Below are 6,692 nucleotides of genomic sequence, written 5' to 3'. Positions count from 1 at the left end.
AAGCGTAAGGTCAAGTCCAGACACAAGCCGATCTCCGATCCCAATACAGGATCGGCAACCTCACAGATCGCGACCACTCCCGAAAGGTGGTCCGGAAACACCGCTTACGAAGGTTCGCATTGACCCCATGTTCGAGCGCGAGCCTCGATACCGACACGCCAGGCTCAAGGCAGGCCGAGACAAGACGGTCCTTCGATGCGGGGTCGTATCGGCGTCGCCCGTCCCGACCGACAAGCCTTACCCGCAGTTTCTGCTCATCTTCTTCCATCACTTGGTGTCCACCTATTTTGGTGGACACCTGCATGCATCAGAGCACTCAACAGCAAAAGGTGCGGGGAAATTCGCGCTTACGCAAAAGATGTTTGGCTTGACGAGCGCGGAAACGCACCTCGCGTTGCGTTTGGCTCGGGGCGATGCACCTTTGGAAATTGCCCGCAGTTGGCGCCTCAGCCGCACCACGATCCGCTCCCAGCTTGCCTCGCTGTTCGCCAAGACCGAAACGAAACGTCAGGCGGAACTGGTGGCTCTTCTTGGGCGCATTTCAGTCTTGCCATAAGGGCGTCGTTTGGATCCATCTCAGCAACCAGCCAGTCCCGAAACGCTTTTGACTTCATGGGGCGTTCGCGGTGTCCCCTAACAAGCGAGAAGTTCGCAAACCCCGGATCCCAGTTGGCTCCCGGAGGGTACAGCCTATCTCCCGTTCGGGGCACCTTGGGAACTGGACCCGCATCCTTGGCCAGACCGAATTTGGTGTCCCCCATGTTTATCCATAGGCCCGCACCTAAGTCGATGGCGCATATTCGCCAAAGCGAAACAACGTGGTTTAAGGCCTCAAGGGGTACTTCTGGGAGGGAGGCCATGCGTCGAAAAGAACGCACCATTTTTTTGGCGGGAGGTTTGGGTCAGCCTTTGGATTTATCCTGCTGACGCTGATCCTGCAAATGGTCAGTTCCCTTGACTAGGTGCTTGACGGCCGCCGGAGTCGCACCAGAATCCGGGGATGGATGAAAACTACAAATATGGCGAGCGCAGCTGCCTGCAGCTCGTGCGCAGGGCGATCGAGCTGACCTGCCCGGCCGGCGTGTTGCCGAGCGAGGATGCCGTGTGGCTGCTTTACGGGCCTGAGCCGGTGCATGAGGGCGAGGCGCTTGCAAAGGCGATCATCGAAACGGTCGAGAGATTAACCGCGTGGCGAATTGACCGGGCGCGCTGATCAAGGCCGAATTACCGCTCCCGTGCCGTACAGTTGCACACCAAGGCGATCGTTCTTCCGCCACCGGACCACCGCCTGATAGGTGGCTCCCTCCTCAGGGATGAACAGCACAAAACGATCCGGGACTGAGGCATCAGCAGCGACCCGCAGTTCGGCGCCTCTCTCATGCTGGTTGCAGATCGAGCAGCTTATATCCATGTCCCGACGCCCAGTGCTTATGGTCGCGTCCTTCAGCACAGGCGTTCTCTCCATAGATGCAGTCCTTGTCGTGGCGGATTAGCCATGTGGTTCACCGCCGAAACCTTACAGCGAAGCGCTGCGTATATATTTGTGCTCGCCGCGGAGGTGCTTGGGGCGCCGCTTGACCTCCTCCGGCTTTACCCACTGCGTCGCCGGTCGCTTCTTGATGCCCTGCGGAGGCGGGCCGGCATGGTCCTGGACCCGCTTCCACAGCCGTTCCTTCATGTCGCGACCCAGGCTGATGAAGGCTGACCCGACATATTTTCGGGTGCCCGGTTGCGCCAGCAAGGCAAATGCAGCCTTGCCAGGCTCGCTCGACACCCATCAGTTCATATTCCTGGACCGTGAAGCTCTTCGTCTTCAACCAGTTCGATGTCGGGCCGCTCCGATATGGGCTGTCCGCGAGCTTGGAAACGATCCCCTCGATCCCCGCCTGGTCGACGAGATAGAAGATCGCCTTCGGATCGCCGGGTATCGACTCACTGAACTGGATGCGGATGTTCGGCTTGATGATGCCGAACAGGATCTCGCGGCGGGCTTTGCAGCCGATATCCGTAGCCGTCGAGATGCATGATGTCGCAGGCGCCGAGGATCATGGCGTAGGGATCGCTGTGGACCGCCTTCTGCAGCGCGTCGAAGTCGGGCAGGCCGGCTGCGTTGGTGACCACCGCCTCGCCCTCGAAGATCGCGTTCTTGACGTCGAGCTCGCGTGCCGCTTCGACAAGGCCGGTGTATTTGCTCGTCCAGTCCGCGCCGCTTTTGGTGAAGGCACGAATATCGTCGGGGCTGTTGATGACGATCTGCGTGCGGTAGCCGTCGAGCTTGATCTCGTGAATCCAGTGCTCGCCCTCGGGTGGCTTTGGGACCAGCTTGGGCTCCATCGGCGGGATGAACTCGAGACGGCCGCCGCCGGTACTTACAATTTTACGCACCCAGTGAATACTAGGTACAAAGCTTATATTAGCTAGAGTGAACGGAACGTGATTCCGCGCGGCCTGCTTGCACATTGGTGCGGGTTGTATGGATTGATGAGAACGGTAATTTGCGATCCCGCCTTGGCCGTGCACACAGGCACTAACCAGGGGCTGGTTTCGACACGGTAGACGGTGCCATCAAACTCGTATTTGAGCAGGTAGCGATCGGGGCCGTCACCGCCTTCAATACGATCCAAAACTTCAGCGGCGCACCGCACCCAGTCTTTTGTATGCTCACGCAGCCATCTGCTGTGAATGAACACAAACGCAAAGAATATTCCGCCGCAAATCAGGCACGCTAGCAAAAAGCTTGGATCGAAGTTGCTCACTTTGGCTTGTGCCGCGTTTTCAAATCAAAGGGGTATGCGGAAAGGCGAGCACCGCTGAAAGACCGATTCCTGCAACAACAATCAGCGCGACGAGGCCGGACCACCGGGACCGGGGCTGTTTTGGGTTATCGGATGGCCCGCACCGCTGAGAGGATCAATTCGTCGTGATCGAACACTGAACTACTTGACCCGTTGCCTTGTCACGAACCTTTTTCGAAAACACGCGATGAAGGCCGATTGCGCGTGATTTAGCTTCACTGCTCGCAACGTAATCGGGAGTGCCGACATGCATTTGCCAGCGAATGTCTCTGGGGGGGACAGGTTTCCACGTGACTTTTGATCCATAGGCCGCTTCGCCCGGACCTGTGCTATCGAACCGGCAGTCGATGGCTGCGGGCATCATGCCTTTCTTCCCCATTGCGGTGTTAATCGCGTCAAAATTTGACTTCGTAAGCCATCGATCCGCACCGCTAGTTGAAACTGTAGTGCACCCTGCCAGAGATATGCTCGATATCAAAAGCCAATGGCCAATTGTTTCATACCCGTCCCCCACAACTGAAAGTAGTCGGTTAGATAGGACGCCGGCGCGAAACAGGGCAAGGCCCTTCCTTCCTATTCTTCCCGAAATGTGTAGCGAAGGGGAGGTGGAACCATGGTCGCGGCGAGTGTTCCGCCGGACAACAAAAAAGTCCCGCCGCTCTTGCCCGGACGGCGGGACCCGATCAAGCGACTTGCACCAAGCTTAGGGAGTTCGGGGTTGCTCTGGTGCGCGCGATCATCTCAATTTTAGGCGCATGAGCTGTAACGCGTCCACCAACTGGCGGTTTTAGTTCAGCGCCGGCGTCCGTCCCGGCCTGAAACCCTTCAGCGCCGCGGCGATGCCCATCATCACTGATTGCTCCGGGTGATCGAGAACGCGCAGGGTGCCCGGCTCGTCGCCACCAACGCCGCAGATCGGCAGGGCCTGATAATCGCCCTCGAAAGGCTCCGTGTCACCATTCGCGAAGAAGTCGTATTCGGGGAAACACCTTTTCAGGAAGGCCTCGACTTCGCGCAAGACCGGTTCGGACCGATGTCCCAACGGTGGCAGGATGATGAAGCTGTCGACCTCATCGCCTGCCAGCACGCCCGAAACATCGATGCCAGAACGCATCCCAGATTCCCCGAATGATGGTCCATTTTCGTAGATTATCAGATGGCCAAGTCAAGCCAGGGCGAAGGCAAAATCGCCGCACCTTTCGGTGCGTCAATACCCCCTTCTTGCGATGGAATTCCCCAGGCGGTCTGGCAAGCTCGGTCCGAAAAGGAGTTCGCCATGACGTGTCTCACCTGCAGTCTTGCCGCCGATACTAATGGAACGTGGCGGGTCGTCTTCTTGCCTGAAGAGTTGCATCTCTATGTCGAATTCGGCCCCAAGTCAGTTCAGATCCGGTCGACTGGATGAGTGTGGACGACTTCCTTGTGAGACGCCCGAAAGGCGCGCTTCACGAAAGGCCGCTCGACCAGTTAGTCTCGATCCTTTGCCACGCAATGAGGGATCAATAAACGCAGAAAGAGGCCGGCCTTTTCAGCTGCAGCGCGCCCAGCCCGACGGCGGAGAAGCCTATTGCAGAGCCGGGGGAATGGCTACCCACAGAAGCAGTGCAACCCCGATCCCATAGGGCACCAGCACGACCGCCAGCGCTACCCAAAAGCCGAGGTCCCCCAGGACTGCCATTTCACTGCGAAGCTGTTCCATCGCGTGTTTCCAAGGAGGGTTTGTCTTCAGCGCTCAGCCGCTGCTCCCGGAGCCGAGCGGTCTTTGCGTCTCGGGCCGCGCGTTCAACATCGATTAATGACCGTGCAGCATCTGACGTGCGCTGCTGTCTCTCATCTCTCTGGGTCCAAGTGGCCAAGCGGCGTTCTCCTATGCGTGGCCTGATCTAGGTGGATACTGCTGATCGAACCATCGTCACAGGCGAGTGTTCCACCCCAGACAACAAAAAGCCCGCCGACCGAAGCCGACGGGCCAGTGTGACCCGACAGCTGAACACAATTGCTGTCTGGCCGGAGTACAAGGTTCCAACACCCGAAAGGGCCGAAAGTTCCGAGATGCTAATATACTGGTTCGCGGCTAGCCCGGAATTCCGGACCCAAACCGTGGAACCTTTCAAACGCGCATGACTTTTGCCTTCTTGTGGAAGGAGATACGAAATGAGCCTTGACATAGGAAAGGTCGCCATAGCCTTGCTTGGCCTGCTTGCCTACAAGAACAGGGACAAAATCGGCGAGTTGATCGCTGGCAGGAAATCGACAGACCCCAACGCTAGCGCGGGCTCCCCCGGCGGCTTCGGCGACATCCTGGACCGTCTCAGAAATGTGGGTGCGGGCGATCAGGTGGATTCTTGGATAGGAAAGGGATCCAACCGACCCGTTCAGCGCGAACAGGTTGAGAAAGCAATCGATCCGCAAACGTTGGACGATCTGGCCGAGCAAACCGGATTGTCTCATGACGAGCTTCTCGACCGGCTCACACGAGAACTCCCCGATGCAGTGGACAAGCTCACTCCCGACGGCCAGTTGCCAGCGAGCAAAGGTCCAAATCTCCTGGACGAAGTCCCAACGACTGCTCGTACTTAGCGCCACCTCGCCACGAGAGGTCAGGTCATCCCGCGTCGCTATCGCTCGCAACCAGGCGGTACGGGAAATGATTGCGAATGTGGTCGCTAAGTAGACTGCTCAGAACACTGGCGCGCTCGCCCTTAAGTCGGGTCGCTCCAGGCGCTCCACGACTGGGCGCGAGACGATATTGGAGCCGATATCGGCAATCGCCTCCTCGAGCGTACGCGCAGCTTCAGCTCAAATCGAGTGTCATGTGAGCTGGCCCGAGCACCCTGTTGGGCAAGCCTAACGTCCCGACCGATAGTTTCGGTCCTTGGCGGGCGCCCAGCTCGCCGCGTTGTGAGGCGGCTATTTCCCGATTTGGCACAATCGGATTGGCATCAGAGTTGCCTAGCAAGACTCGCTGGCGTTTAGCCGCAGCAACGCAGGAGATGAAAAATGGGTTTGGCCCAGGATTTGTCTGACGTTACGCTCACGTTCGAATGTCCGAATTGCTCGCATCCGATGGTAAGGAAGGGCTCTGCGATAAGAACGATCGCGCACTTTATATGCGACGGGTGCAAAGCCAAGGTGCGGCTCACCTATCCGCAGAAGCTAGCAATTTTCGAACGGCACAACGGATTGGCCAGGCAGCCGCGAAAGCGCGCGCGCAGAGACCGTACGCTACCCACCGGGGCTCGATTGCTGCAGACAAAATGACTCAGAAACGGGCAAAGTTAAGCTACAGACCTCACTCGCGCCACGATTTACGCCGATCCGGTGGGCGATATTTATACGACCTGTTCCGATGCGTTGTGGTCAGCTCAGGACGAATCCCGCCAATAGGACCGTAAGGAGCAGTGTCAGTGGGACGGCCAGGAGACAGCACAGTTCAAAAGTGTTGTCTTGGCGCCCGTCCATCGTGCTGATCCCGCTTTTGTGCTTTGTCATGTGACAGCAACGGGCAGTGGCAGCCGGCGGTTCCATACCTGTCGGTTCATGAATCGCTTGCCCCGCGTATATTAGCAATACCTTGACTACTACCAAGGCCGCTCCACCCTCATTCCATGGCGCGGATCAGCATAGGAGATGAGGTGGCACTAACCGCTACAGTTCGGCGTCGGGTTTTGAAGGATCGCATAAGCGTCTCTATCCCGGGCTACAAATTCCCTCATTCCATCAAGGACAGCACCTCGAAGCTAAAGCGAGGCCAGCAAATCGAGCTTAAAGGAGAAAGTTACCCGGATTGATGAGGAGAAAGTGACGATCGATCTGGGACCGCTGGTGACAGTTGATCTGGACAATGTCCGCCTGGTGGAGAAATACCGTCCACAGCAGCGCAGAACGCACCTACAC

The 6,692-nt window shown here is 57.8% G+C and carries 8 protein-coding genes and 1 pseudogene; 3 read left to right on the top strand and 6 right to left on the bottom strand.

Annotation, left to right across the window (positions count from 1 at the left end):
• Positions 1 to 100: 100 nt before the first annotated feature.
• Positions 101 to 268 (bottom strand): annotated as a pseudogene (locus NKI19_RS28045) (transposase); the annotation flags it as partial.
• A 6-nt stretch (positions 269 to 274) separates the two neighbouring features.
• On the opposite strand from NKI19_RS28045, the gene NKI19_RS28040 reads away from it, so the two are divergent.
• Together NKI19_RS28040 and NKI19_RS28035 are read left to right on the top strand one after the other, a co-directional pair.
• Positions 275 to 556, top strand: coding sequence for a helix-turn-helix transcriptional regulator (locus tag NKI19_RS28040; RefSeq protein WP_352566619.1), 282 nt, complete (start codon positions 275 to 277; stop codon positions 554 to 556).
• 444 nt (positions 557 to 1,000) lie between these two features.
• Positions 1,001 to 1,213 (top strand): hypothetical protein, encoded by a 213-nt coding sequence (locus NKI19_RS28035; protein WP_352492789.1) that lies wholly within the window; start codon positions 1,001 to 1,003, stop codon positions 1,211 to 1,213.
• Between the two features lie 303 nt (positions 1,214 to 1,516).
• Here the strand turns inward: NKI19_RS28035 and NKI19_RS28030 are convergent, their stop codons facing one another.
• From NKI19_RS28030 to NKI19_RS28010, 5 genes are all read right to left on the bottom strand, one after another.
• Positions 1,517 to 1,774 (bottom strand): hypothetical protein, encoded by a 258-nt coding sequence (locus NKI19_RS28030; protein WP_352492788.1) that lies wholly within the window; start codon positions 1,772 to 1,774, stop codon positions 1,517 to 1,519.
• 158 nt (positions 1,775 to 1,932) lie between these two features.
• A complete protein-coding gene (locus NKI19_RS28025; RefSeq protein ID WP_352492787.1) occupies positions 1,933 to 2,385 on the bottom strand; it encodes an ATP-dependent DNA ligase in 453 nt (150 codons plus the stop codon).
• 32 nt (positions 2,386 to 2,417) lie between these two features.
• Complete coding sequence (locus NKI19_RS28020; protein WP_352492786.1) at positions 2,418 to 2,756, bottom strand: hypothetical protein; 339 nt, start codon at positions 2,754 to 2,756, stop codon at positions 2,418 to 2,420.
• A gap of 154 nt (positions 2,757 to 2,910) precedes the next feature.
• Positions 2,911 to 3,159 (bottom strand): hypothetical protein, encoded by a 249-nt coding sequence (locus tag NKI19_RS28015; RefSeq protein ID WP_352566618.1) that lies wholly within the window; start codon positions 3,157 to 3,159, stop codon positions 2,911 to 2,913.
• A gap of 423 nt (positions 3,160 to 3,582) precedes the next feature.
• Positions 3,583 to 3,909: a hypothetical protein gene (locus NKI19_RS28010; protein WP_352492785.1), complete on the bottom strand. Its 327-nt coding sequence runs from the start codon at positions 3,907 to 3,909 to the stop codon at positions 3,583 to 3,585.
• A 1,040-nt stretch (positions 3,910 to 4,949) separates the two neighbouring features.
• Between NKI19_RS28010 and NKI19_RS28005 the strand changes: the two genes are divergently transcribed.
• Positions 4,950 to 5,375, top strand: coding sequence for a YidB family protein (locus tag NKI19_RS28005; RefSeq protein WP_352492784.1), 426 nt, complete (start codon positions 4,950 to 4,952; stop codon positions 5,373 to 5,375).
• Positions 5,376 to 6,692 lie beyond the last annotated feature (1,317 nt).

This window comes from Mesorhizobium sp. M0751, assembly GCF_040320265.1.
Taxonomy (GTDB): domain Bacteria; phylum Pseudomonadota; class Alphaproteobacteria; order Rhizobiales; family Rhizobiaceae; genus Mesorhizobium.
Note: the sequence above shows the minus strand (reverse complement) of the source record. Positions and strands in the feature narration are given on the sequence as shown.

Coding starts and splice junctions, on each gene's coding strand:
- NKI19_RS28035 (WP_352492789.1), top strand. CDS start 1,001: ATGGATGAAAACTACAAATATGGCGAGCGCAGCTGCCTGCAGCTCGTG.
- NKI19_RS28015 (WP_352566618.1), bottom strand. CDS start 3,159: ATGATGCCCGCAGCCATCGACTGCCGGTTCGATAGCACAGGTCCGGGC.
- NKI19_RS28010 (WP_352492785.1), bottom strand. CDS start 3,909: ATGCGTTCTGGCATCGATGTTTCGGGCGTGCTGGCAGGCGATGAGGTC.
- NKI19_RS28005 (WP_352492784.1), top strand. CDS start 4,950: ATGAGCCTTGACATAGGAAAGGTCGCCATAGCCTTGCTTGGCCTGCTT.